Genomic DNA, 26,321 nt, shown 5'->3' on the forward strand with positions numbered 1-26,321 from the left:
CAAATAATAGTGAATGAATAAATCGTAGGAGATTTCATTATGAGGAATTTTGATTATAAAAAACTGAGCCAGCAAACGTGGGATAATGACATCTTGCTTTTGTGCTCAAAAATTCATGAATGTAAGGGAAGGCAGGACTTATTTGTTCGTCAGAAGCCTGCTCAATTAAATCGTCTAATTGAAATTGCCAGGATTCAAAGTACAGAAGCATCTAATAGCATTGAAGGAATTGTTACAACAAGTACAAGAATAAAGCAATTGGTTAATGATAAAACGACACCAAAGAATAGAGATGAGAAAGAAATTCTTGGTTATAGAGATGTTTTGAACACCATACACGAAAGTTATGAATATATAGATATATCTCCTAACCACATTTTGCAGTTACACAGAGATTTGCTAAAATATGCAGGTTTTACATACGGGGGCAGTTTTAAGAATACTCAGAACTATATCAAAGAAACACGACCAGATGGAAGCGAAGTGATCAGATTTACACCAGTTCCACCATATGAGACGCCTAAAGCAATAGAAGATATTTGTAGGAGTTATGCAGAAACTGCTGCTCTAGAGATTGTAGATCCGTTGATATTAGTACCTGCCTTTATCTGCGATTTTCTATGTATACATCCATTTAACGATGGTAATGGTAGAATGAGTAGGTTATTAACATTGCTGTTGCTTTATAAAAATGGATATGCTGTTGGAAAATATATCAGTATAGAAAAGCAAATTGAAAAGACAAAAGATGTGTATTATGACGTTCTTCAGGAAATTGATTACGGCTGGCATGAAGAGAAAAATGATCCAACACCATTTATAAAATATATGTTACAGGTAGTACTTGCATCATATTTAGAATTTGAGGAGCGTGTTGGTGTGATGGATGATACAGGTGTAAAAAGTTCCTCATATGATGTTGTTAAGGCGTATGTAGAAACTAAAATTGGAAAATTTACCCCAGCGGATGTTTTAGCCAATTGTCCTGGTGTAGGTCGTACATCGGTGTTTAATGCGTTAAAAAAGCTAAATGAAGAAGGCTTTATAGATAAACACGGTGAAGGAAAAGGGTCATTCTATGTACAAAAGAGTGAATCTATTTGGTAAGTTCAAACTTAAGCAAAAGAGTTCAAATGTAATGGCATTTGGACTCTTTTACTTTATAAGTGCGCCGCTAGGCGCACTTAAAAAAATAGGGCTGCGCTCAGCAGCCCTATTTTTAACAATCAAGAAATCTTCTAGCTAATTTCTTTGAATTTCTCAACTTCTATATTTAAAGTTTTTATAGTTTCTCTGTTATTCTCAGATTCACTTTGAATATCCTCAACTGATTGATGGAGTGTGTTCATTTCTTCAGTTGATTTGATTAGTGCGGCAACACTGTTTTCAGAGGCAACGCTGATTTCGCTGATGCCAGCAGAAAGTGATTCGGTGAGTTCTTCCATAGTTCTTGCGTGGTCAGAGAACTTCATTAAAAGTTTGTTAATCTCCGTAATTCCGTTTTGATTTTCAACAGCATTTTCAACAAACTTGTCATAGTCAACAAGGATGCTTGAAGTAAGGTATTCCAGTAATTCATTGGCGTTGGCCACAAGCTCGTGAACTGAATCAAGAACGATGACATTAGTTTCCTGAATTCGGTTTGCTATGGCCTTTGTGTTTTCGGATAAGCTTTGAATTTCTGTAGCAACAACAGCAAATCCACGGCCTGCATCGCCTGCTCGTGCGGCCTCAATAGAAGCATTGAGGGCCAAAAGGTTTGTCTGATCTGAGATAGAAAGAATGTTGTCAGTAAGTTCTCTTATGTTTTCCACAGAACTACTTTTCTCAATCGATTCTTCCATGCGAGAACTTATATCTTCAATCATGTTCATGGTTTGTACCTTGCTTGTTTCGGAATTGTTTTTAGCAATTTCAGCATGTGCAAGCAATTCCTGGACTTGAGCAGTGTTCTCCACAGAACCATCTTTTATTTCTTTTGCAGCAGTAAGAATATTCATTGAAGACTCATCGATAGTTTGAAGAGTTGCATTTATTTCTTCCATGTTTGCAGAAAGCTCACTGAGACTTTCAAAGATGGAAGCGGATGTGGTTTCGCAATCATTTATGTTGTTATTCATGTTGAACGTTGCAGACTGTATGTTGCTTGAACCATTTTGAATAGATTTTATTACCTGTTGTAATTCATCTAAAAATGTATTGATACCAATGGCGATTTTGCCAACTTCATCTTCGTACAAGTAATCCATACGCATGGTCAAATCACCTTGTCCTGCTTGAAGCTCATCAATCATCTGGTTCATTCTTGTCTGCATATTTTCAAGAGGCTTAAGTACTGTTCTAAGTGTAATGAAAATTGCAATTACCATAGAGATAATGAAGATAACCCCCATTATGATAGTGATCGCAGTAGCACGATTAACACGGATTTTTACAAGTCCTGTTTCGTGCTCAACTAAAGAATCAAGGGTGTTTAAATATTCAGTTTCAGGGGTTTGCATATCGGCAACTATAGTTGATAAGGTCTGATATTCTGATTTAAGTATGGCAGGATTACCGGCATTTATTGCGGCAGCAACCTTATATGCCTGAGCAGCATAAGCCTGAATTGAATCATAATAATCAGCGTAAGAATCGCGGAGTGAATCATTCATTTCTGCATCAGAAAATGCATCAACGTCAGCCTTAATTGATTCAGAAGTTTCCAGTAATCCATCAACTAAAGCACTGTAATCGCTTACAACAGCCCAATCTTGCCCATTCATTTTTGTAAGTGCACCAATTTCAAGCATTGCCATGTTCTGCTTTAAATCATTCTGAAGAGATTTTAATTCCACAGTATAATCTGCCAATAGGGTTGTAGACAGCTGGACTTGGTCGTTTGTTACTCCGCTCATACCAGCATTTATCGAAAACAAAATCAGCAGTACTACTAGGATTGTTAAAATTCGTAGTTTAATAGACTTTTTCATATACAAAATCCTCCATTATTCCCATTTTGCTAGAAGCAATATACCATCATTTTCGCCACAGGATACTTATATAGGACAACTGGTCATTTTTGAAGTACAACTGACAGCCCAAAGAAAATTATTGTTTCTTTCGCTCCTTTAATAGTGTAAAGTTTAAACAAAGATGTAGGAAAACGGGAATACAAAAGGAGAGAAGATGCAACAGAATGAAATGGAAAAGCAGTATTTAAGGATTTTGTCCAAGCAATTTCCTAATGTAGCATCCACTGCTACAGAAATTATTAACTTGCAGTCGATTCTTAGCCTTCCAAAAGGCACAGAGCACTTTCTTTCGGATATTCACGGTGAATATGAGCAATTCGCTCATGTTTTAAGAAATGGCTCGGGAGCGGTGAAGCGCAAAATCGATGAAGAGTTTGGCAACATGCTTTCGGAGAAAGAAAAGAGAGATTTAGCCACCCTTATTTATTATCCAGAAGAGCGAATCAGAATGATTAAAGAATCAGGCTGGGGTAATTCAATGGACGACTGGTATGTTGTAATGATCAATCGCCTGATTCAAGTATGCAAGGCAGCTGCTAGCAAATACACCAGGTCAAAGGTGCGAAAAGCTTTGCCAAAGGATTTTGCATATGTCATAGAGGAGCTTATTACTGGCAGACGAGACCACAGTGACCAGGAAGCATACTTTAACGAAATTATCCACACGGTAATTCGTATTGGAAAAGCGCCTGAGCTTATTGTGGCACTTTCCAATGCTATCAGCCGTTTTGTGGTGGATCATCTCCATATCGTAGGGGATATCTACGACAGAGGGCCAGGCCCACATATCTGCATGGATATTCTTATGAAGTATCATAGTGTGGACATTCAATGGGGAAATCATGATGTAGTTTGGATGGGAGCTGCAACAGGACAGCTTGCTTGTATCGCCACAGTGCTCAGATTTTCTGCTAGATATGGAAACCTTGATATTCTTGAAGATGGCTATGGCATAAATCTTCTTCCACTGTTCAAATTTGCTATGGAGACCTACAAGGAGGATCCTTGCGAGCAGTTTGCTTTACACTATCGTGAGGGCGAGTATGATTTGGCAAATGCTGAAATTGACAGGAAGATGCATAAGGCCATAGCAATCATTCAGTTCAAAATTGAGGGGCAGCTCATAAAGGAACATCCTGAGTTTAATATGGATGACCGACTTCTTCTTGATAAGATGGATCTAACAAGGGGAGTTGTCCTTATAGATGGAAAAGAGTATGAGCTTTTAGATTGCAATTTCCCAACAGTTAATCCAGAAGACCCTTATGCTTTATCCAAGGAAGAAAAAGATGTAATGGATAAGCTTCGCGTAGCTTTCATGAAATGCGAGAAGCTCCAGGAGCATGTGGGATTTTTATATCGTAAAGGCGGATTATATAAGACCTATAATAACAATCTTCTTTTCCATGGCTGTGTTCCTCTTGATGACAATGGCCAATTCAAGGATGTGGAATTGTGTGGCAAACACTATAAAGGAAAAGCTTTATATGATGCACTAGAACAGCTTCTCAGAAAGGGATACTATGCAATCGACCCTGAGGAGAAACAAAAGGGCATGGATATGCTTTGGTATACATGGTGCCACGCAAATTCTCCTGTGTTCGGGAAAGACAAAATGGCCACATTTGAGCGTTATTTTGTAGCAGACAAAGAGACACATGTGGAGAAGAAGAATCCATATTACACTTGGTACGACAAGGACGAAACTGTAACTATGATTCTCAATGAGTTTGGTCTTAACTCACCTGAGAGCCATATTATTAATGGGCATGTTCCAGTGGAAGCAAAAAAGGGTGAGTTGCCTATCAAGTGTGGTGGAAGATTAATAGTAATCGACGGAGGATTTTCAAAAGCTTATCAGCCAAAGACTGGTATCGCGGGATACACACTTACATATAATTCATACGGTTTCTTACTTGCGGCACATGAGCCTTTTGAATCTGTAGAAAAAGCAGTGGAAACCGGAAGCGATATTCATTCTGACACAGTGCTTGTTCAACACGTGGACAGACGAAAGACTGTGGCAGACACAGACAATGGACAGGCATTAAAGCAGAATATTATGGAGCTTGAAGAATTGCTTGAGGCATATCGCACAGGTATATTGGTTGAATCATAAAACAGTTGAATTTTAAAGGATATTTAGAGTAGAATAGAGCCCAAATTTAGTTAGGAGAATAAACTAATGGAGAAGAATCTTACACAAGGAAGCTTACTAAAAAACATTATGATTTTCTCGGGGCCTTTTCTGCTCTCTTATTTTTTGCAGACTCTCTATGGAATGGCGGATTTGTTCATAGTTGGTCAGTATAATGGAGCAGCATCTATATCAGGTGTATCAATCGGTTCCCAGGTAATGCACATGATTACGGTTATGATCGTGGGACTTGCTATGGGTTCTGTTGTTATGATTGCAAGAAATGTAGGAGCTAAGGACCGAGCTAAAATATCCAAGACTATCGGAAATACGATAGTTTTATTTGCTATAGTTGCTGTATTATTAGCAGTACTTTTGCTGGCTTTAGTGAATCCAATTGTTTATGTTATGAGTACTCCAGTGGAAGCTGTTGATGAAACTACAGCATATCTTATTGTTTGTTTTGCAGGCATTCCATTTATTGTTGCATATAACGTAATTGCAGCGATTTTCAGAGGTCTTGGGGATTCAAAAAGCCCAATGATTTTCATAGCAATTGCTTGTGTTTTCAACATTGCGTTGGATTATTTGTTTATCGGTGGCTTTGGAATGAAGGCTGTTGGCGCAGCATGGGCTACAATTATAGCTCAGGCTTTCAGCGTCCTTATTTCCATTATCGCTATTTATAAAATGAAATTGGTGTCTATTTCTAAAACGGATTTACGAATTGATAAATCTACTTTGGGAAGCATTCTAAGAGTGGGCGTTCCAGTATGTCTTCAGGATGGTTTCATCCAGGTTTCATTTTTAATTATCACTATTATTGCAAATACACGAGGCGTTGAAATATCTGCAGCAGTTGGTATCGTAGAAAAGATTATTTCATTCCTATTCTTAGTACCTTCATCAATGCTATCAACTATTTCAACAATATCATCCCAGGCAATCGGTGCAGGGGACAAGCCTCTGGCAAGGAAAACACTCTTCTATGGCATGACTATTGCGGTATCAATTGGTCTTGTTTTTGCCATAGCATTCCAGTTTATAGCAAGTCCTGTAATAGGTATGTTTACTGACGATATGGTGGTAGTTGCACTTGGCGTATCCTATATCAAATCATATGTATTTGATTGCACAGTTGCCTCATTCCACTTCTGCTTCAGCGGATTTTTTGTGGCTTCAAACTACTCATACATTTCTTTTATTCACAATGTAGCATCAATTATTTTGATGAGAGTACCAGGAGCATATTTGGCATCAATTTATTATCCAGATACTCTGTTTCCAATGGGCCTTGCAGCCCCACTTGGAGGCGTCATTCAGCTAATTATATGTGTAGTGGCATATATGATTCTTAGGAAAAAAGAGAAAATATAAAACGTTCGAAAATTAAAGATTCTTTTCACCCCATCTTTTAAGCTCTAGTAAAATAGGGATAATACTTTTAGCTTTGTCAGTCAGGGAATATTCAACTCTGACTGGCATTTCATCATATTGTGTTCTTATTACCATGTTTGCTTCTTCAAGCTCCTTGAGCGAAGTAGCGAGCATGGTATTTGTTATTCCAAAAACAGAACGTCTCAAATCTCCGTAACGAACGACTTCCTCTTTATCAATCACACAGAGAATCATGATTTTCCATTTTCCGCCAACTATATTTAATACTTTCTTTAAGCCGCAATCTTCTCCGGCAATGTTATCACAAAGTGGTTCTTTCTTACTCATTTATCTACCTCCATAGTCAGTTTTTTCTTACTAGGTTAATAATTTCTGCGTACTTGATATATTTTTCGTACCACATATAATAAACCTATCAGCTGAGAATTGCAATTAATTAGTTTTATGATAAAGAAAATCCAAGGAGGTTGGAACAAAACATTATGGGTAAAACAGTCATTATTGGCGGTGTTGCTGCTGGTGCAAGTGCAGCTGCAAGACTTAGAAGATTAAAAGAAGATGAAGAAATTATTCTGCTTGAAAGAGGAGCGTACATTTCATACGCAAACTGTGGATTACCTTATCATGTAGGTGATGTAATTCAAAATAGAGAAGATTTGCTTGTTACTAAAAAACAGGTAATGCAGAATCGTTTTAAAATAGATGTAAGAGAAAACAATGAAGTTATCTCTATTGATAGAGCTAACCAGACTATTGCTATTCGCAAGAATGATGGTGAGGAGTATCAGGAAAGATACGATAATCTTGTGATTGCTACAGGCTCATCACCAATCAGACCTAGAATCGAAGGAATTGATTCAGATAAGGTTAAAACATTGTGGACAGTTCCAGATACAGATGAAATCAAAGCATATATCAAGGACAACAATGCTAAAACAGCTGTTGTAGTTGGTGGAGGATTTATTGGTCTTGAAATGGCAGAAAACCTTCATGCTTTAGGTTTGAAGGTTACTATTGTAGAAGCTGCAAATCAGGTCATGGCTCCAATCGATTATGAAATGGCATTACTTTTAAATGAAAACATTAGAGCTAACAATGTTGACCTTATCCTTGGAGATGGTGTAGCAAAGTTTGAGGACCAGGGAAATGCAGTAACAGTAAGTCTTTCAAGTGGAAAGAGCGTAACAGCTGATTTAGTTATCCTTTCTATTGGTGTTCGTCCAAACAGTGCTTTGGCAAAAGAGGCAGGACTTGAACTTAACGAGCGTGGCGGAATCGTAGTAGACGATCACATGCGTACATCTGATTCACATATTTATGCAGCAGGTGATGTGGTTGAGGTAACAGACTTTGTATTTGGTGACAAGACAATGGTGCCACTTGCAGGTCCAGCTAATAAGCAGGGAAGAATTGTTGCAGATAATATTGCGGGCATTTTTTCAACATATAAGGGAACTCAGGGTTCTTCTGTTGTTAAGGTATTCGATTTAACAGCTGCAGCAACAGGTGCAAATGAAAAGACTCTCAATAGACGTGGCATGGTAAAAGACAAGGATTACAAGTCAATTATCGTAACACAGAATTCGCATGCAGGGTATTACCCAGGTGCAAAGCCAATGATTTTAAAGCTTGTATTCTCAATGGATGGAAGCAAAATCTACGGAGCTCAAATCGTTGGAAAAGAAGGTGTAGACAAGAGAATTGATACACTAGGAACAGCTATCAGATTTGGTGGTTCTGTGTATGACTTAACTGAAATGGAACTTGCATATGCACCACCATATTCTTCTGCAAAGGATCCTGTAAATATGCTTGGCTTTGTAGCTGAAAATGTTTTAGCAGGATTAGTAGAAATTGCAGAGTGGAACGAACCAGACACAGACAAGGAAGCTACAATCCTTGATGTAAGAGAGCCAGGCGAGCTTGCAATGTATTCATATGAAAACGCAATCAATATTCCTCTTGGACAGCTTAGAGGCAGACTCGATGAGCTAGATAAGAATAAGAAATACATTGTAGTATGCGCAATCGGAGTACGAGCTTACAATGCAGCAAGAATCCTTAAAAACAACGGATATGAAAATGTAAAGGTTTATCCAGCAGGAACAAGAATGTACATGTCTACACATAGAAATCCTGATGAATTTAGCCAGGAATTTGTATGTAAATATTAAGCAGATAGGACTATACCAGGTTATAAAAATAATTGATAACCTGGTATAGTTTTTTATTATGCTTAAAACCTATTGACTTGATAGGTAATTAAAATTATATTATTTCGTAAAAATGGAGGTGGGAATAATGAAGAAAAACATATTGATAACACTGATTAGTTGCATGTTATTGGCATTTACAGCATGCGGTAGCAATCAGGTAAGTGCAGCTAAAGAAGAAAACATATCTGAGGATGAAGCCGAAACTGTTAAAATTGCTTATTTACCAATAACACATTCGCTTGCGGTATTGGAGGAAGCAGAAGAGTTGGCTGAGAATAATGAGATTAATGTGGAACTCGTAAAGTATGGTTCTTGGCCTGAGCTACTAGATGCATTGAATTCCGGTCAGGTTGACGGAGCTTCAGTGTTAATAGAATTAGCCATGAAATCAAAAGCAGAGGGGATTGGAATAAAGGCAGTTGCGTTGGGGCATAAAGACGGAAATGTAATTGTTGTTTCAAATGATATTGAAGATGGTGCAGATTTGAAGGGGAAAACTATTGCAATACCACATAGACAATCGTCCCACAATATTCTAGTAAATGATGCCTTGGCAGAGAATGGTTTAACAATAGATGATGTTGAGATTGTTGAGTTGGCACCTACTGAAATGCCATCAGCTCTTGCCGCCGGAACCATTGATGGATATTGCGTAGCTGAGCCATTTGGTGCTATGGGTGTTTCAATTGGTGCTGGAAAAGTTTTATATGAATCAAATGAGCTTTGGGAAGATTCAGTATGCTGTGCATTGGTTCTTACTGACAGCTTCATAGAGAATAATAGTGAGACAGCAAAAGCTTTTGTGGATGGATATAAAACTGCAGGAGAAAACTTAACAACTGAGCAGGCTAAAACCGTGGCAGAAAAATATCTTAATCAGACGGATGAGGTCTTAGACATTTCACTTGAATGGATTTCATATGACGATTTGGAAATCACAGAGGAAATGTATGATCAGCTATCAGAAAAGGTAATTGAGTACGGATTGTTAGATAATCCACCAAGCTATTCTGAGTTTGTGTGGAATGAATTTTGAGGACTGTAGGATGAAGAAATTATTATCTTTGAGGTATGTGGTTGTATCGATTGCTTTGCTGATTGGGGTATGGCAACTAGCTTTCAACTTTAGCAATTATAGTTCTGCATTATTTCCATCTCCTGGTATGGCGATAACGGCGTTGCTTGAAATGGTTATGTCAGGTCAACTTTTAGAATCATTTTTGACAAGCATAGGTAGATTTGTAATTGGCTATGGATTATCGGTAATAATAGCTGTTCTTTTGGGGTTAGTTTTAGGATGTCTTCCTAACATATTTAAATATATAAATCCGCTATTGCAAATATTACGTCCCATTTCACCAACAGCATGGATGCCATTTGTGGTGCTTCTTTTTGGAATAGGAGATTTGCCAGCAGTTGTAATTATATTTATTGCAGCTTTCTTTCCTGTATTATTATCAACAGTTTCAGCAGTGGGAAAAGTGGATGATGTATATTTTAGAGTCGCAGAAAATTTTGGTATAAAACAACCGCAGCTTATGTGGAAGGTTATACTTCCAGCAGTGTTTCCTCAAATCGCAAATGCGATACATGTGGCGCTTGGTAGTGCATGGATTTTCCTTGTAGCTGGTGAAATGGTTGGTGCACAATCAGGTCTTGGATATCAAATAATCGATGCGAGAAATAATGTGAGAGCAGACATGTTACTGGCAACAATATTTGTTATAGGTCTTATTGGTCTGGCATTGGACTGGCTACTTGGAGTATTGGAGAAAAGAATTCTTAGAGTATGGGGAGGTGAATAGTATGTCCTATATTCATATTGAAAATGCTGGAAAAACCTTTACCGAAAATGGCCAGGTGTATAGAGCATTGTCGGGAGTTAATTTAGAAATTGAAAAGGGAGAATTCATATGTCTACTTGGTCCATCTGGTTGCGGGAAAAGTACTTTGCTGAATGCAATAGCAGGTTTTGATTTGGTGAATGAAGGAACCATAACGATTCAAGGCGAGGAAGTGACTGCCCCAAGCACTCGAAATGTAACCATATTTCAAAACTATGGATTGCTGCCTTGGCGCACAGTACAGCAAAATGTGGAGCTTGGTTTGGAGTCAAAATCTGTAGAAAAGAACCTGCGCAAAGAAATAGCAAGAAAGTATCTTGAAATGGTAAAGCTTGAAAAGTTTGCCCAAAGTTATCCAAGACAGCTTTCTGGTGGAATGAAACAAAGAGTGGCCATAGCTAGAGCACTTGCAGTTGAACCGGACATTTTATTTATGGATGAGCCATTTGGCGCATTGGATGCAATTACAAGGATAAAGCTACAGGATGATATTTTAGATATTTGCAAGGCAGAAAAGAAAACAATCATATTTGTTACGCACGACATCGAAGAGGCAGTATATCTGGCTGACAGGATAGTGGTAATGTCATCGAACCCTGGCAAGGTAAAAGGGATTGTGAAGGTTCCATTGCATCATTTTAGAGATAGAACAAGCGGAGATTTTTTGTTAGTTCGAGATAAAGTATTTGATCTGTTAAATATGAAGAACAAGGAATTCATTGAATATAACATATAATAAAAGGAGTTGGAAATGAGTCACACACATATACATTCACATAGAAATTTAATTGGCTTCGACGAACATGGAATACCAACAGTGACCTTGAAGGCCAGTCATCATGATGGCGAGGAAGAGGGAGATTTTACTAGAGACTATATGAATGCAGTAGCAGAGTATAGAAAAACATTTCCAACCAAACAGGATGTAATCGAGCAAACGCCAGATCCTGCAGTAAGAGAGATGCTACTGCGTATGGAGCAACTGGGTATAGATACAACCTTTGACAGGTTTGATGCTCAGAAGCCTCAATGCAATTTTGGCCTATGTGGTACATGTTGCAAAATTTGTAATATGGGCCCATGTAGAATAACTCAAAAATCGCCTAAGGGAGTTTGCGGAGCAGACGCAGATTTGATAGTTGCGAGAAACCTTCTAAGGTCAGCTGCGGCAGGTGCTGCACAACATGGAATGCATGCAAGAGAAGTGATGTTGGCACTGAAGAAGGCGGCGGAGGGAGAATTAGATATTCCAATACTTGGAGAACAAAAGATACGTAGTACAGCAGAAGCATTTGGAATAAAACAAAAAAATAGACAGTTAAAAAACGTGGCTAAGGATTTAGCAAATGCTTTGCTGGAAGATTTATCTAGAACCGTTCCTGATGAATACAAAACAATAACTGCATGCGCTGTTCCTGAGAGACAAAAGGTATGGGAGGAATTGGATATTCTTCCAATTAGCGCATATCACGAAGTGTTTGAGGCTTATCACAAATCTGGGTGTGGCACCGATGGAGATTGGAGAAGCATTATGCAGCAGCTTTTGCGATGTGGCTTAGCATTCACTTTTTCAGGAGTAGTGGGGGCGTCAATTGCTACGGACTCATTGTTTGGAGTAGGGGATAGAGTAACTTCAAAAGTAAATATCGGTGCTTTAGAAAAGGGATATGTAAATATTGCGGTACATGGTCATCTGCCTGTTTTGGTCAGCCAAATAGTGGAAGCCGGAAAGCGGGAAGATATGATAGAGCTGGCAAAGTCAAAAGGTGCTAAAGGAATTCGTTTTTACGGTATATGCTGTTCAGGGCTTTCTGCTATGTATCGAGAAAGCGGAGTTATTCCATTGTCTAATGCAGTTTCAGCGGAGCTTGTACTTGGAACAGGAGCTTTGGATTTATGGGTGGCTGATGTTCAGGATGTATTTCCAGCGATTATGGATGTGGCCAATTGCTTTAAGACAACAGTAATTACAACCAGTGATTCCGCAAGACTTCCAGGAGCAGAAAGATATGAATATGATCATCACCATAGTAATCTGGCCCAGACAAAGGAACTAGCTGAAAAAATAGTTTTAAGAGGAATTGAAAGCTTTGAAGCACGAAAGGGGATACCTGTTTATATTCCACCTTATGAAGTGGAAGCGGAGGTAGGCTTTTCGGTTGAATATATTCATAAAAGATTTGGCAGCATGAAACCTCTTGCAGAAGCCATAAAATCGGGTCAAATTTTAGGTGTTGTTAACATGGTTGGCTGCAATAATCCAAAGGTGTTGTATGAGAAATGTATAGTAGATGTTGCAGATGTATTGCTGAAAAATAATGTGCTGATAATAACAAATGGTTGCGCATCATTTCCACTTATGAAACTGGGATATTGTGCAATATCTGGAAAAGATAAAGCAGGAGAGAACTTGAAAAGTTTCTTGGAGCCGGATTTGCCACCAGTGTGGCATGTTGGCGAGTGTATAGACAACACACGCTCCAGCGGAATATTTGCAGGAATAGCAAATGAGCTAGGAAAAAATATGTATGAACTTCCTTTTGCATTTGCTTCACCTGAATGGGGAAATGAAAAGGGAATAGATGCAGCTTTAGGCTTCAGATTAAATGGAATAAGTTCATATCATTGTGTGGAAGCACCTATATACGGTTCTAAAAACGTAATTGAGTTTTTGAAATATGGAACAAAGGAGTTATTAGGTTCCACAATGAATGTGAATACTGATCCGGTAGCATTGGGAAATCAGATTGTTGCGGATTTGAAAGAGAAACGAAAGGCTTTAGGATATACTACTATTTAAATTTAATCGGCCGGTGAGCACAACTCTCTAATCAGATTTTTCTTACTAGGTTAATAAAATCTGCGTACTTGATATATTTTATATACCACGTATACTAAACCTATCAGCTGAGAATAGAACTATATTAGGTTTTGATAAAGAAAAGAGAGTTATAGGAAATGGCAAAAAGGAAGGCGAACCCGGTTAAAAGCATCTGCGTGGCCTGCGGTGTTTGTGCACTACAGTGTCCAAGGGATGCGATTAGTATTTATAAAGGTTGCTATGCAGTTGTCGATGCAATCAAATGCGTAGGATGTGGAATATGCAAGAAGGCATGTCCAGCAGACGCAATTAAATTAGAAGACGTAGATTCGGAGGTGGCAAATGGCTAAGACAAAGAAGAATCCTTGGTATAGCTACCTTTGGATATGGTCGATTATTTATTTTGCACTTGGATTTTTTAATATCCTATTTGCGTGGTTAGGATTAATAGATTTTATTCTTCCACTTATTTTTGCAATAGTAGGTGGAAATAAATGGTTCTGCAACAATATGTGCGGAAGAGGTCAGTTGTTCTGGGTGTTGGGAAGAAATTTAAAATTTTCTAGACAGAAGACAGCACCAAAGTGGCTTTCATCAAAATGGTTTAGATACGGCTTCTTGACATTCTTCATGACTATGTTTGGAACAATGATATTCCAGACATACCTAGTATTTTCAGGAGCAGGAACTCTTAGAAAAGCTATCAAGTTATTCTGGACCTTCAAGGTGCCTTGGAAATGGGCATACAATGGAAGCATTTTCCCTGATTGGGTTGCTCAGTTCGGCTTTGGATTTTATAGTCTAATGCTAACATCCACATTAATCGGGCTAATTGTGATGGTTTTATACAAGGAAAGAACCTGGTGTTCATTCTGCCCTATGGGAACAATGACTCAGGGAATATGTAAGATAAAAGCTAAGTAATGCTTAGGCGGCCAATTGTGGCCGCTTTTTTTTATATAAGCAGTTTAGACATAACTTAGTCCTCAGGTGACCAGCTTGCCTGTACATCCTCGATAACAACGTTTTCGTCTACCTTTACAACGATTTGGTATTCGTCTTCGTAAACAATTTCACCTGGAAAATTCGTATATACAACATAGTATGGATGCTTATATCTTTCAAGTAGCCATAGAAGTGGATTAATCATCTTCATCATCATTTCAGAATTTTCCATCTTGAAATAGCAGATGACTTTTTCTTGGCGCTTGCACTGTGGAGGCCAAGGAAGTTCTTCTGCAAACCAGGCATCTATTTCCTTGAAGAGGCCAACATCTTCTTCGTCCATAACACCGTCAGTAAGCATTTGATTAAACATACTGAAAATGCCTTTTCCTGTTTTGGTGTTGGCAGCCAATTCTTTTCCCTGGATTCTACAATATTTAAATTTAACAGCCATAGATTACCTCGCAAATAATGAGTTACGATTGATTATAAAATCATCATAACATGAGAACAGGGCATCAAATAAATTATCACAGTAATATCACAGAAAAATAGTTAATATATAGCTTTCTCCCAATAAATTGTTTACAATCATAATTATGAAAGTATACGTTTATAATTTGATGTTCAACAAAATAGCAGCAGCCAGCAAAGCCTGTAGTGCAGTTGGCGCAGAGCTTGTTTCCGTTTCCAAGGATGATATTCATAAATCGGTAGAGTATATTATTGGAGCAGCTAAGAATCCAAAGCCTATGAAGGACTCTAATGATATGATTTCAGAGCTTATGCTTTTTGAAGGCTTTACAAGCGACAATTTAGATGTGTTTTTAGATGCATATAAACAAACTAAGGCGCCAGCCATAGTTTATAAAGCTATGGTGACACCTATTAATAAAAAGTGGTCATTGACCTACTTATATTCCCATTTAGTAAATGAGGCAGGACATTAAGCCCTGCCTTTTTTATACATATGTTCCGTCTTCAAAATCAAGATTCTGAATGAATGACACTACATATACATCGCTGTTTCTTTCGTTTTCCATGAAGTAGTCTTCAATGGCGATTTTGTGGATTTCATTGTTTTCGTCTATTTGATTGACAATTCGCATTACCCTTTTTTCGCCATTCTTATATGCTTCAAGAAGGCTTTTTCTGTTGAAAGCATTTAAAACATCCTTTTGTGATTCAGGTACGGTGACAGCCACAATTCGTCTTAGGCATTCATCGTAAGAACCTGTTTCAGGGATAGTTGTATTTATAAAGTTCTCATGTCTCATAAATGTATATGAGTTTTTACTTATATTTGCAAACTTTATAATTTGAAACTTTTTATATACTGAATCAATTAGAATTTTAACTTGCTCAAAAACAGCACCTTCTTCAAATGGTTCCATTGTACCGATTTCAACTGGTGCTTCCTCAATGCACATGCGAATGAAATCACTTTTTTCAAGAGGCTTAGAGAAAATAAAGCCCTGTATATAATCACAATCGCAAGTATTGATAAACTGAAGCTGGGATTCGGTTTCTACACCTTCAACAACTGTAAGAAGGTGAAGTCTGTGAGCAAAATAAAATACTGATTCAAGAGTCATCTTTCCACGTTCTGTTTGACAATTGTCAGCCAGGAAAGATCTATCTATTTTAAGGATTTTTGCTGGGACATCTTTTACAAATGAAAGAGAAGACATGCCAGAACCAAAATCATCGATTGAAACTGCGTAACCAGCAGCAACAATTTTGTTAACCCATTCGATAACATCCTGCTTGTCCGTTGCTACGTCAGATTCAGTGATCTCAACACCTAATAAAGATTTATCAATGTCGTAGGTTTCTACAAGTTTGTCTAGCTTTTCTATGAATTGAGAATCATGAGCATGTTCTCTTCCGAAATTAACACTTATTCTAACAGCTCTGCTTTTTAGTAGCTTGATGGTTTTACAAGCTTCCTCAGCAATAAACCAATCTACAACAGAAAGCTGGCCGTTTTCTTCTAAAATAGGAATGAAATCTTTTGGTAAGACAATAGTGCCGTCTGGCTTTACCCATCTGACAAGGGCTTCTGCCCCTCCGACAACTCCTTTTTTAGCATTGTACTGTGGCTGATAATATGCTTGAAGCTCACCGTTTTCGATCGCTGCAATAATATTTTCTAATAGTATTTGATTATCCATTTTTTCTTAAAACGTTATAAAAAGATTGATAGAAACAAAAACAGATTATAATGTCACGTATTGGAACTGTCAACGAAAAAAGTTGCCATAAGCCTTGAAAATTCAATGTTTGTACAAAATTGCAATAAGTTGTCAGGAAACTGAGCCCGAAGTGTACAGTTTTCATAATTGAGAAAAAAGACAATTATTAGACTATTGAGGAGATAGTTCTTTTATTTTAATAATTAAAACTATATAATAGTTTCTATGAAGCTAGAACAATTATTAAAATTCGATAATATCATAGTGCAATGCCACAATAATCCCGATGCAGACGCTCTTGCATCTGGTTATGCTGTCATGAAATATTTAAAGTCAAATGGCAAACATGCTCGATTTGTTTATGGTGGTAATTTTGAAATATCTAAGAGTAATCTGAGACTTATGATCGAAGATTTGGATATTCGAATTCATCATGTACGCTATCAGGAGCAGTTAAATGAACTCCTTGGAATAGATAAGGAAGGATTGCCAGATGTGCTTGTTACAGTTGACAGCCAGTATGGTGAAGGTAATATTCAGCAGTTTAAGGCTAAGAATATTGCAATAATAGACCATCATCAGGTTGCAAATGAGCTCCCAGAGTTGGCTGAAGTCCGTTCATATCAGGCCAGCTGTGCTACAGTTGTATGGGATATGCTTAGAGAAGCAGGCTACGATGCTAACGACGATGTTAAGCTTGCGACTGCTCTTTATTATGGCTTGATGACAGACAGTAACAATTTCTCGGAGCTTCACCATCCATTAGATATGGATATGCGAGATGAGTTAAAGTACAGTGCGTCTATCATCACAAAGTTTAGAAATTCAAATATTTCCCAGGCTGAGCTTAGAATTGCAGGAATTGCTCTGCTTGGCTCAGAATATTACAGTGATAATCATTACTCAATCGTAAAATCGGATCCATGTGATCCTAATGTTCTAGGTATTATTTCAGATATGCTTCTGGAAGTAGAGGATGTTCACTGCTGCCTCGTATATTCTATCCACGAAGGTGGTGTAAAGATTTCTGTACGAAGCTGCATAAAAGAAGTAAAGGCTGATGAGCTTGCCAGATTTATCTGCGCAGGTGTCGGTGATGGCGGTGGCCATCTGATAAAAGCTGGTGGACAGATTCGTCGTTCTCTTTTGGAACTCCAGGAGATGGAGTACACAGCGCCAGCTATTCAGCAGTTCTTCAGAGAGCGCATGAAGGAATACTTCAAGGACAACGAAATAATCTATACAGATAATTATATTGCCAATACTAAAGGCATGGCTAAATATAAAAAGAAGCGTCTCCATGTAGGATATGTTAAGGCTACAGATATTCTTCCAGCATCAAGCAGATGTGTCATTCGTACTTTAGAGGGTGATGTGGAGCTTGAAATCCAGGAGGATACAGTTATCGCCATTGGTATTAAGGGTGAGGTTTATCCTATGACATGGGATACATTTGTAAAGAAATATGAAATTTCTGATGAAGAATATGTTTATCCTGGAAACTATCAGCCTACAATAAAAGATGTAGACAGAGGCATAAGCAGAGAGCTATTGCCATGTGCACACAGTTGTATTTCAGTGGGCACAAGTGAGATATATGCAAAGGAAGTAAATGTCCGCACAAAGGTATTCACCAAGTGGGACCCAGAGCATTATTATCTTGGTAAGCCTGGCGACTACATGGCTGTTTCCGCTACAGATAAATCAGATGTATACATAATAGAAAGAAGTATTTTCGGCGACACATACGAAAAAATATAAAAATCGGGCTCTGGATTCCAACTAAACTGGGAGGTCTCCAGAGCCCTTTTATAATAAGTTACCTGAAGCTCTTAGCTTCAAGTAGCAAATGCACTTGATTAAAAAGCTACGATATAATAGCCTTCCTTAAGACCACTAATCTGTAAATATGATTTTACATCAAGTACACGTTTTGTAAGCTTGTGGCCTGTCTGAGTAAAGCCATCAGCTTCTACTTCATTAAATGTGATGTCGTTACCGTCTTCAATTCCGCGGCGGTCTGTTACGTGATATTTAGAAACGCCACTTGCAATTCTTCCAAATTCAGCTTTTGAAACAAGGACACTGACTTCTACGTTTCCACCAGCAGCACCTGTTCTTAATGTGTTTGTATCTGCAAAAAACTGACGACCTAGTTCGTCTTCTTTGTTGCCATTCATTGCTTGGCTTAGTCCCTTGATTAAATCCTCGCGGCTATCCATGGAATCCTCCTATAAATTATGATAATTTTTATCGTCATTTCCCGGTGGGAACATTTTTATAATACAATGTATCTTTGAATAATCTGTGATAGAATAGTGAAAGATTCAGTGGGTTTAGACGGAGGATAATGGAATGGCAAAGGAGTTACTTACAAGAAATCAGGTTAATGTTGAAGATACATGGAATCTTAAGGATATGTATTCCAGCGACAGCGACTGGGAAGAAGATATAAAGGTTATTCTTGGCAAAACAGAAGAACTTGTTAAGTTTGAAGGTAGAGTTTGCGAAAGCGCAGATACTCTTTTGCAGGTGCTTGAGCTTTCAGCCTTCATTTCTGAAAAGCTAGAGTTTGCATACAACTATGAAGCACGTCTTTTCGATGAGGACCAAGGCAATACACTTCATCAAAGCATGAATCAGAAGATATTCAGCATTATGGCAAAGATTAGTTCTGATGTTTCGTTTATCGACCCAGAGATTCTAGCTTGTGATGAATCAAAGCTGGAAGAGTTCTATAACAAAGAGCCAAAGCTCGATTTATATAAGAAGCAAATAAAAGAAGTTCAAAGATTAAAGGCTCACACACTTTCGGCAGAAATGGAAAAAGTTGTAGCTATGACAGCGGAGATGTCCAACACTGCATCAGAGGTGTACGAAGCATTTACAAATGTTGATATGAAATTCCCTACCATCAAAGACGAAGATGGGGAAGAGGTAGAGCTTACACACGGACGATTTGTTCCATTTTTGATGTCAGCAAATAGACGTGTCAGAGAAGATGCTTTTAAGGCATACTACGACACAATGAAGGATTACATAAATACATTGGCATCTTCATACAGTGGAGAGGTTAAACAGAGAGTATTTCATTCAAGAGTAAGGGGATATTCTTCAAATCTTGAAGCGGCAGTAGATGCAAATAATGTTTCACCAGAAGTTTATGAAAACCTGGTTAAGACAGTAAACGCTAATCTAGACAAGCTTCATGCGTATGTATCGCTTCGGAAGAAGTGCCTTGGTGTTGATGAGCTTCATATGTACGATATCTACACACCAATGATTTCAGACGTTGCTAAAAAGGTTACTTATAAAGAGGCCCAGGAGACTATCTGCAAAGCACTTGCAGTTCTTGGAGATGATTATGTAGAACTTCTAAAAGAAGGATTTGCAAATCGTTGGATTGATGTATATGAAAATAAAGGAAAGCAGGGTGGTGCTTATTCTGCAACAGCATATGGCTGCCATCCATACATGCTTTTAAATTACAACGATACATTTGATGATATGTTTACAACAGCTCATGAAATGGGACATTCAATGCATAGCCACTATTCAAATAGTGCACAGCCATACATCTATTCAAACTACAAAATTTTTGTTGCAGAGGTAGCTTCAACCTGTAATGAGATTTTACTTTTAGAGTATTTACTTAAAAACTGTACAGATAAAAAGGAGAGAGCATATCTTTTAAATCATTATCTGGATAGCTTTAAGGGTACTGTTTATCGTCAGACTCAGTTTGCAGAGTTTGAAAAAATCACAAACGAAATGGTAGAAAATGGAGACAGTTTGAATGCAGAAAATCTGTCGACCATATATAAGGACATAAATGAGCGTTATTATGGTTCGGATATGATTTCTGACCCAGAGATAGCTTACGAGTGGGCTCGCATACCTCACTTTTACTACAATTTCTATGTTTATCAGTATGCTACATCATTCTGCGCAGCAGTAGCTATTGCAGAAATGATTCTTACAGAAGGAGAGCCAGCAGTGGCTCGCTACAAGAAGTTCCTGTCATCAGGTTGCACCGATGCACCAGTTGAGCTTCTTAAAATAGCAGGCGTTGACCTCACCACACCAGCCCCAATCGAAGCTGCGTTAGCAAAGATGGGTGAAATCGTGGAGGAGCTATCGTTGCTCGTCGAATAAAAAAATATAGAGGAGTCTGTAGTTAACAAGCTATGCTGTTACTCAAGCGAGATGTGTTATCGAGCGGAGTAATAGCATGCTTGTAAACGTAACAGACGGACTAGAGGTTTTTATGAGTTTTGTTCATCTACATACACATACGGAATATTCTCTTCTGGATGGTTCTAATAAGATTAAGTCATATGTTAAGAAATGCGTGGACATGGGTATGACCGCAGCAGCCATCACAGATCATGGAGTAATGTATGGTGTTATCGATTTTTATAAAGAATGTAAAGCAGCAGGAATCAATCCTGTATTAGGATGTGAGGTCTATGTCGCTCCTGGTTCTCGTTTCGACAGAGAGCGAGTTCAGGGAGAGGATAGATACTACCATCTTATTTTGCTTGCAGAAAATAACGAAGGATATCAAAATCTCATAAAAATCGTTTCTGCAGGTTTTGTAGATGGATACTACTATAAGCCACGTGTGGATTTTGAGACTCTCCAGAAATATCACGAGGGTATTATTTGCTTATCTGCCTGCCTTGCAGGCGAGGTGGCAAGACTTCTTGCCCGTGGATTATACGATGATGCAAAAAATGTTGCTATTAAATACCGTGACACCTTCGGAAAGGATAATTATTTCCTTGAGCTTCAGGACCATGGTATTGATGAACAGAAAACTGTTAACCAGGGATTACTTCGTCTTTCAAAGGAGACAGGCATCCCTTTAGTTGCTACAAACGACTGCCACTACACAAATAAAGAGGATGCAGCAAGCCATGATGTGCTACTTTGTATCCAAACAGGTAAAAAGCTTCAGGATGTGGATAGAATGCGTTTTGAGACAGACGAGTTCTATGTCAAATCAGAAGAAGAAATGCTAGAGCTTTTCCCTTATGCAAAGGAAGCGGTTTATCGTACACAGGAAATTGCAGATAGATGTCATGTGGAAATCGTTTTCGGTGAGACAAAGCTTCCTCATTTCGAAGTTCCGGAAGGCTACGATTCATGGACATATCTGAACAAGCTTTGCTATGAGGGATTGGATCGTCGTTATGGTGACAAGGCAGAAAGCCTTAAGTCTCGTCTTGAATATGAATTAAATGTTATTAAAAATATGGGATACGTTGATTACTTCCTTATTGTTTGGGATTTCATCAACTATGCCAGAACCCATGGTATTCCTGTAGGTCCAGGACGTGGATCTGCAGCAGGTTCACTTGTCAGCTACACTACAGGAATCACTAATATCGACCCAATCAAATACAGCCTGGTGTTTGAGCGTTTCCTTAACCCAGAGCGTGTATCCATGCCCGATATAGATATTGACTTCTGCTACGAGCGTCGTTCAGAAGTAATCGATTACGTTATTGAAAAATACGGCAAAGACTGCGTAACCCAGATTGTTACCTTCGGTACATTAAAGGCTCGTGGTGTTATCCGCGACGTAGGACGTGTAATGGATTTGCCATATGGATATGTGGATTCCATTGCCAAAATGATTCCTATGGATTTGGGCATCACTTTGGACAAGGCACTTGAAATGAATCGTGACCTTAAGGCCATGTATGATGCAGATGATCAAATCAAGAATCTTATCGATGTTGCTCGTACTCTTGAAGGCCTTCCACGAAACACTGGTATGCATGCAGCAGGTGTTGTTATTGCCGGAAAGCCAATGGATGAGTACGTGCCTCTTTCAAGAGGTGGTGACGGCACTATCGTTACACAGTTTGTCATGACCACTATCGAAGAGCTTGGACTTCTAAAGATGGATTTCCTTGGCCTTCGTACTCTTACAGTTATTAATGATGCGGTGAAGCTAGTAGAAAAGAACCACGGCATCAAGCTTGATATAGATAATATTGATTATAATGACCAGGGCGTTATGGAAATGATTTCTGCTGGTAAATGCGAGGGTGTTTTCCAGCTTGAATCTACCGGTATGAAGAACTTCATGAAGGAGCTAAAGCCTCATTCAATCGAAGATGTTATAGCCGGTATTTCATTATATCGACCAGGCCCTATGGATTTCATCCCTAATTACATCAAGGGTAAGAATAACCAGGAGGGTATTGTGTATGAATGCCCAGAATTAGAGCCAATCCTTGCTCCTACCTACGGCTGTATCGTATATCAGGAGCAGGTTATGCAAATCGTTCAGTCTTTGGCTGGATATTCACTTGGTGGTGCCGATGAAATCCGTCGTGCCATGAGTAAAAAGAAGCAGTATGTCATCGAAGAGAACCGCGAGATTTTCGTTAATGGTGGTCAAATCGAAAACCATATCACTGGCAAGATTACAAAGATTCCAGGATGTGGTGCAAATGGCATATCAAGCCAGGTTGCCAATGGAATTTACGACCACATGGTTGATTTCGCTAAGTATGCCTTCAACAAATCACATGCTGCTGCCTATGCTGTAGTTGCCTTGCAGACAGCATATTTGAAAAAGTATTATCCAATCGAATTTATGGCAGCCCTTATGACATCAGTTATTGATGCCAGTGGAAAGGTTGCAGAATACATTGGCGTATGCCGTTCTTCAGGAATCGAAGTTCTTCCTCCAGATGTTAATTATGGAGATGGCCGTTTCTCTGTAGATGGCAAGAGCATTCGATATGGCTTATATGCAATTAAATCTGTTGGTCGTCCTACAATCGACGCAATCAAATATGAGCGTGAAAAGAATGGACCATACCATGATTTGGAAAACTTTATAGATCGTGTTAGCAAATATGATGCCAACAAACGAACCATTGAAAATCTTATCAAATCAGGAGCACTTGATTCTCTTGATGGAAACCGAAGACAAAAATGCATGATTTTCCCAAGCATTTTGGATTCCATGAATAGCAAAAAGAAAAATGAGATAGATGGTCAGATGTCTCTTTTTGATTTTGCCAGTGAAGAGCAAAAGGAAGATTTGAAAATCTCATTACCACCTGTTGAGGAATTCGATAAGGAAATGCTGCTAGCCTTTGAGAAAGAGCTGATGGGTGTATATGTAAGTGGTCATCCACTTGATGATTACATTTCACTTCTTGAGAAAAATGTTACAGCCCATGCCAGTGAATTCCTGGTTGATGACGAAACAGGAATGGCAAAGGTAGAGGATAATAAAACTGTTGTCGTAGGTGGAATGATTACAGATGTAACGATTAAGTACACTAAAAACAACAAGGCTATGGCATTTATTACTTTGGAAGATCTTACAGGTCAGGTGGAAGTAATTGTATTCCCTAATAGCTTTGAGCCAGCTCGCTCACTAATCGCAGAGAATAATAAAGTCTTTATAAGTGGCCGAGTTCAGGCGGAAGAAGAAAAGGATGCTAAAATCATTTGCCAGGATATAAAGAGCTTTGACGATTGCAAGCGAGAAATCTGGATTCAGTTTAGCAATAAGGCTGAGTATGATTCCAAGGAACAGCTTCTTTCTGACACAATTCGCAGTATGGATGGCAACGATAATATGGTTATCTATTTAACCGAGGAAAAGGCAGTAAAGCGTATGCCAGACAACTGGGGAATAGGTGCAACATCAGAGAATCTCGAAATCCTTTACGAGAAATTTGGAGAAGCAAACGTAAAGGTTGTAAATAAAAAGGTTCAATTTGCCTCTAGAAGGTATTAATTTCAATGAAAAAGAGTGATTTTTTATTGAAATCGCCTACAAAAGAGGATAAAATAGATTGGAATTGTTTTCAGAGGGATATTTTAGGAGGATTTATCAAAATGGCAGATAAAGTAAACACAATTGGTGTCCTTACCTCAGGTGGTGACGCTCCTGGCATGAATGCCGCTATTCGTGCAGTTGTTCGTCAGGCAATCGCTAGAGGCAAGAAGGTAAAGGGTATTAGAAGAGGTTACGCCGGATTACTTTCAGGCGAAATTATAGATATGGACGCTCATAGCGTTTCAGAGACTATCCAGCGTGGTGGTACTATTCTTCAGACAGCACGTTGTTTAGAGATGCTTGATCCTGAGTATCAGGAGAAGGCTGCTAAGAATGCAATCGCTGCAGGTATCGATGGCCTTGTTGTTATCGGTGGTGACGGTTCATTCAAGGGTGCTCAGAAGATTTCTAAGTTCGGAATTAACACAATCGGTCTTCCAGGTACAATCGATCTTGATATTGCATGTACAGAGTACACAATCGGTTTCGATACAGCTGTAAACACAGCTATGGAAGCTATCGATAAGGTTCGTGATACATCTACATCTCATGAGCGTTGCTCAATCATCGAGGTTATGGGACGTGGCGCTGGTTATATCGCTCTTTGGTGCGGTATTGCAAACGGTGCTGAGGACGTACTTCTTCCAGAGCGTTATGATTATGATGAGCAGAGACTTGTAAACCACATCATCGAAGGACGTAAGAAAGGCAAGCAGCACCACATCATCATCAATGCAGAGGGTATCGGTCACTCAACATCTATGGCTAAGCGTATCGAAGCTGCTACAGGTATCGAGACACGTGCTACTATCCTTGGTCACATGCAGCGTGGTGGTTCACCTACATGTAAGGATCGTGTATATGCATCTACTATGGGAGCTATGGCAGTTGACCTTCTTTGCGAAGGAAAGACAAACCGCGTAGTTGGTTACAGACATGGTGAGTTCGTTGATTTCGATATCGACGAAGCACTTGCTATGAAGAAGGACGTTGACGAGTATCAATATCAGCTTTGCCAATCTTTGAACAATGATTACAAGTACTAATAACAATCAAATCAAAAATATTATTGCACTTAACAAAAAAGCCAGAGAGCGTAAAGCTCAAAGGCTTTTTGTGATTGAAGGGATTCGTGCCGTTGCAGAGGTCCCAGCCAATCTTTTAGATAGTGTATATATCATAGAGGGCTTTGAAGCTTCAGCTGAGGGAAAGGCTTTTCTTGCACAGATAAAGGAAAAGGCACCTCAGGTTCATGTGGAAGAAGTGGCTACAAATGTATTCAAAACCATGTGCGATACTGTCACTCCACAGGGCGTACTTGCCCTTGTAAAGATGCAGGATTTCACTATGGATGATGTGCTAGGTACAGCTTTAGGCAAGCCTGCACATGTGGTTATTCTTGAATCACTGCAGGACCCTGGCAATATGGGCACAATAGTCCGTACTGCAGAGGGTGCAGGAGCTACCGGCATTATCATGAACAACACCACTGTGGACATCTATTCACCAAAGGTTGTGCGTTCAACAATGGGAAGCATTTTTAGAGTTCCACACATGATAGTTTCAGACCTTGGTGCAACCATAAAGGAATTGGAAGAAAAGCATGGCCTTTCAGTTTATGCAGCACACTTAAAGGGGGAGAAGTTCTACGATGAACTGGACTTCACCGGTCCTACAGCTTTCATGATTGGAAACGAGGGAAATGGTCTGACAGACGAAATGTCAGCATTGGCTACAAGCTACCTAAAGATTCCAATGGAAGGTCAGCTAGAATCATTAAATGCGTCTGTTGCAGCAAGCCTTTTGATGTATGAAACACACAGACAGAGAAAATAGAATAGGATATTAATAAAAAGCTAACTGCCATTTTTTTATTTGGTTTGTTAGCTTTTACTATTTCTTCACTATTTTCGTTTTAGAGTGTGATATTATACA

21 protein-coding genes are annotated in these 26,321 nt (G+C 38.8%); 16 read left to right on the forward strand and 5 right to left on the reverse strand.

What is annotated here, in order from left to right:
• Nucleotides 1–39: 39 nt before the first annotated feature.
• A complete protein-coding gene (locus tag BM102_RS00815) occupies nucleotides 40–1,107 on the forward strand; it encodes a Fic family protein (RefSeq protein ID WP_090477963.1) in 1,068 nt (355 codons plus the stop codon).
• Between the two features lie 131 nt (nucleotides 1,108–1,238).
• Here the strand turns inward: BM102_RS00815 and BM102_RS00820 are convergent, their stop codons facing one another.
• Nucleotides 1,239–2,972: a methyl-accepting chemotaxis protein gene (locus BM102_RS00820; protein ID WP_090477966.1), complete on the reverse strand. Its 1,734-nt coding sequence runs from the start codon at nucleotides 2,970–2,972 to the stop codon at nucleotides 1,239–1,241.
• A gap of 196 nt (nucleotides 2,973–3,168) precedes the next feature.
• Here BM102_RS00820 and BM102_RS00825 point away from each other — a divergent pair, with 196 nt between their 5' ends.
• Together BM102_RS00825 and BM102_RS00830 are read left to right on the forward strand one after the other, a co-directional pair.
• A complete protein-coding gene (locus tag BM102_RS00825; RefSeq protein WP_090477970.1) occupies nucleotides 3,169–5,133 on the forward strand; it encodes a fructose-1,6-bisphosphatase in 1,965 nt (654 codons plus the stop codon).
• A gap of 66 nt (nucleotides 5,134–5,199) precedes the next feature.
• Complete coding sequence (locus tag BM102_RS00830; protein ID WP_090477972.1) at nucleotides 5,200–6,528, forward strand: MATE family efflux transporter; 1,329 nt, start codon at nucleotides 5,200–5,202, stop codon at nucleotides 6,526–6,528.
• Between the two features lie 12 nt (nucleotides 6,529–6,540).
• Here the strand turns inward: BM102_RS00830 and BM102_RS00835 are convergent, their stop codons facing one another.
• On the reverse strand, nucleotides 6,541–6,876 hold the full coding sequence (locus BM102_RS00835; RefSeq protein ID WP_049960295.1) for a winged helix-turn-helix transcriptional regulator: 336 nt from the start codon (nucleotides 6,874–6,876) through the stop codon (nucleotides 6,541–6,543).
• A 140-nt stretch (nucleotides 6,877–7,016) separates the two neighbouring features.
• On the opposite strand from BM102_RS00835, the gene BM102_RS00840 reads away from it, so the two are divergent.
• From BM102_RS00840 to BM102_RS00870, 7 genes are all read left to right on the forward strand, one after another.
• Nucleotides 7,017–8,723 carry an FAD-dependent oxidoreductase gene (locus BM102_RS00840; protein ID WP_242942885.1) on the forward strand — a complete coding sequence of 569 codons (1,707 nt, stop codon included), beginning with the start codon at nucleotides 7,017–7,019 and terminating at the stop codon, nucleotides 8,721–8,723.
• Between the two features lie 127 nt (nucleotides 8,724–8,850).
• Nucleotides 8,851–9,801: an ABC transporter substrate-binding protein gene (locus BM102_RS00845; RefSeq protein ID WP_090477978.1), complete on the forward strand. Its 951-nt coding sequence runs from the start codon at nucleotides 8,851–8,853 to the stop codon at nucleotides 9,799–9,801.
• A 10-nt stretch (nucleotides 9,802–9,811) separates the two neighbouring features.
• Nucleotides 9,812–10,570 carry an ABC transporter permease gene (locus tag BM102_RS00850; protein WP_090477981.1) on the forward strand — a complete coding sequence of 253 codons (759 nt, stop codon included), beginning with the start codon at nucleotides 9,812–9,814 and terminating at the stop codon, nucleotides 10,568–10,570.
• A gap of 1 nt (nucleotide 10,571) precedes the next feature.
• On the forward strand, nucleotides 10,572–11,345 hold the full coding sequence (locus BM102_RS00855; protein ID WP_044935621.1) for an ABC transporter ATP-binding protein: 774 nt from the start codon (nucleotides 10,572–10,574) through the stop codon (nucleotides 11,343–11,345).
• A 15-nt stretch (nucleotides 11,346–11,360) separates the two neighbouring features.
• Nucleotides 11,361–13,409, forward strand: a complete 2,049-nt coding sequence (cooS, locus tag BM102_RS00860) for an anaerobic carbon-monoxide dehydrogenase catalytic subunit (protein WP_090477984.1) — start codon at nucleotides 11,361–11,363, stop codon at nucleotides 13,407–13,409.
• Between the two features lie 158 nt (nucleotides 13,410–13,567).
• Nucleotides 13,568–13,780, forward strand: a complete 213-nt coding sequence (locus BM102_RS00865; RefSeq protein ID WP_090477986.1) for a 4Fe-4S binding protein — start codon at nucleotides 13,568–13,570, stop codon at nucleotides 13,778–13,780.
• Nucleotides 13,773–14,354: a 4Fe-4S binding protein gene (locus BM102_RS00870; protein WP_090477988.1), complete on the forward strand. Its 582-nt coding sequence runs from the start codon at nucleotides 13,773–13,775 to the stop codon at nucleotides 14,352–14,354. Before BM102_RS00865 ends, BM102_RS00870 begins: the two co-directional genes overlap by 8 nt.
• 55 nt (nucleotides 14,355–14,409) lie before the next feature.
• Here the strand turns inward: BM102_RS00870 and BM102_RS00875 are convergent, their stop codons facing one another.
• Nucleotides 14,410–14,829: a hypothetical protein gene (locus BM102_RS00875; protein WP_044935629.1), complete on the reverse strand. Its 420-nt coding sequence runs from the start codon at nucleotides 14,827–14,829 to the stop codon at nucleotides 14,410–14,412.
• 145 nt (nucleotides 14,830–14,974) lie between these two features.
• On the opposite strand from BM102_RS00875, the gene BM102_RS00880 reads away from it, so the two are divergent.
• Nucleotides 14,975–15,325, forward strand: coding sequence for a DUF3783 domain-containing protein (locus BM102_RS00880; RefSeq protein WP_143085445.1), 351 nt, complete (start codon nucleotides 14,975–14,977; stop codon nucleotides 15,323–15,325).
• A 12-nt stretch (nucleotides 15,326–15,337) separates the two neighbouring features.
• Here BM102_RS00880 and BM102_RS00885 read toward each other — a convergent pair whose 3' ends face one another.
• Entirely contained in the window at nucleotides 15,338–16,549 is a 1,212-nt protein-coding gene (locus BM102_RS00885; RefSeq protein ID WP_090477992.1) for an EAL domain-containing protein, read from the reverse strand.
• 246 nt (nucleotides 16,550–16,795) lie between these two features.
• Here BM102_RS00885 and BM102_RS00890 point away from each other — a divergent pair, with 246 nt between their 5' ends.
• The gene (locus BM102_RS00890) at nucleotides 16,796–18,331 is read left to right on the forward strand and encodes a DHH family phosphoesterase (RefSeq protein WP_081821978.1); all 1,536 of its coding nucleotides are present in this window, start codon (nucleotides 16,796–16,798) and stop codon (nucleotides 18,329–18,331) included.
• Nucleotides 18,332–18,429: 98 nt separating this feature from the next.
• Here the strand turns inward: BM102_RS00890 and BM102_RS00895 are convergent, their stop codons facing one another.
• Nucleotides 18,430–18,792 (reverse strand): hypothetical protein, encoded by a 363-nt coding sequence (locus tag BM102_RS00895; RefSeq protein ID WP_090394980.1) that lies wholly within the window; start codon nucleotides 18,790–18,792, stop codon nucleotides 18,430–18,432.
• A gap of 133 nt (nucleotides 18,793–18,925) precedes the next feature.
• Here BM102_RS00895 and pepF point away from each other — a divergent pair, with 133 nt between their 5' ends.
• The 4 genes from pepF (at nucleotide 18,926) to BM102_RS00915 (ending at nucleotide 26,222) form a co-directional block, all read left to right on the forward strand.
• Nucleotides 18,926–20,725, forward strand: a complete 1,800-nt coding sequence (pepF, locus tag BM102_RS00900; RefSeq protein WP_090477995.1) for an oligoendopeptidase F — start codon at nucleotides 18,926–18,928, stop codon at nucleotides 20,723–20,725.
• 112 nt (nucleotides 20,726–20,837) lie between these two features.
• Nucleotides 20,838–24,344 carry a DNA polymerase III subunit alpha gene (locus tag BM102_RS00905; RefSeq protein ID WP_090478495.1) on the forward strand — a complete coding sequence of 1,169 codons (3,507 nt, stop codon included), beginning with the start codon at nucleotides 20,838–20,840 and terminating at the stop codon, nucleotides 24,342–24,344.
• A 101-nt stretch (nucleotides 24,345–24,445) separates the two neighbouring features.
• Nucleotides 24,446–25,432 (forward strand): 6-phosphofructokinase, encoded by a 987-nt coding sequence (pfkA, locus tag BM102_RS00910; RefSeq protein WP_044935639.1) that lies wholly within the window; start codon nucleotides 24,446–24,448, stop codon nucleotides 25,430–25,432.
• Complete coding sequence (locus tag BM102_RS00915) at nucleotides 25,416–26,222, forward strand: TrmH family RNA methyltransferase (protein WP_090477997.1); 807 nt, start codon at nucleotides 25,416–25,418, stop codon at nucleotides 26,220–26,222. The genes pfkA and BM102_RS00915 overlap by 17 nt, the downstream gene beginning before the upstream one ends.
• Nucleotides 26,223–26,321: the final 99 nt, after the last annotated feature.

Origin of the sequence: Pseudobutyrivibrio sp. JW11 (assembly GCF_900115355.1) — a bacterium.
In the GTDB taxonomy this organism is placed as follows: domain Bacteria; phylum Bacillota; class Clostridia; order Lachnospirales; family Lachnospiraceae; genus Pseudobutyrivibrio; species Pseudobutyrivibrio ruminis.